Annotated in this window: 1 protein-coding gene; it reads right to left on the bottom strand. The window is 42.6% G+C overall.

Features of this window, described 5'->3' with window-relative positions; all coding sequences use genetic code 11:
* Window positions 1-337 (bottom strand): LamB/YcsF family protein (locus F7Q96_RS26610; protein ID WP_211923542.1); only part of this gene is annotated, 337 nt, incomplete at its 3' end.
* Window positions 338-451: the final 114 nt, after the last annotated feature.

The raw sequence follows: 451 nt of genomic DNA, 5'->3' as shown, positions 1-451 counted from the left end.
CACCGTGTGGTTTAACGTACTGCACTTTTGAGCCAGCTACTTTCGCTAAACCATCGAGTGCAGAAATTTGGTAAAGCACGTCGGCAATGAGTTCGTCACGTGACAAATCCATATTACGACGGCCAAATCCAACAAGGTCTGGATAAGACACGTGAGCGCCAATAGTCACGCCAAGTTCAACCGCTTTACGAACTGTTTTTAAAATGCCGAGCGGGTCACCAGCATGAAAACCACAAGCAATGTTGGCACTGGTCACAACAGGTAAAATCTGGTCATCATTACCCATTTTCCATGAGCCAAAGCTTTCGCCCAAATCACTATTTAAATCTACAAACATGGCATTATTCCTTTATCAATTCATGTCGTCTGGCTTAAAGTTTGGTCAAATAATTAAATACTGTCGTAAATGACATATAGCCCATCCACCACGTCAACAAACATGTTAATCCAC

This window comes from Cupriavidus gilardii, from assembly GCF_008801915.1.
Taxonomy (GTDB): Bacteria; Pseudomonadota; Gammaproteobacteria; order Burkholderiales; family Burkholderiaceae; genus Cupriavidus; species Cupriavidus gilardii.
The sequence above is the reverse complement of the archived record's forward strand: the minus strand, read 5'-3'. Positions and strand labels throughout refer to the sequence as shown.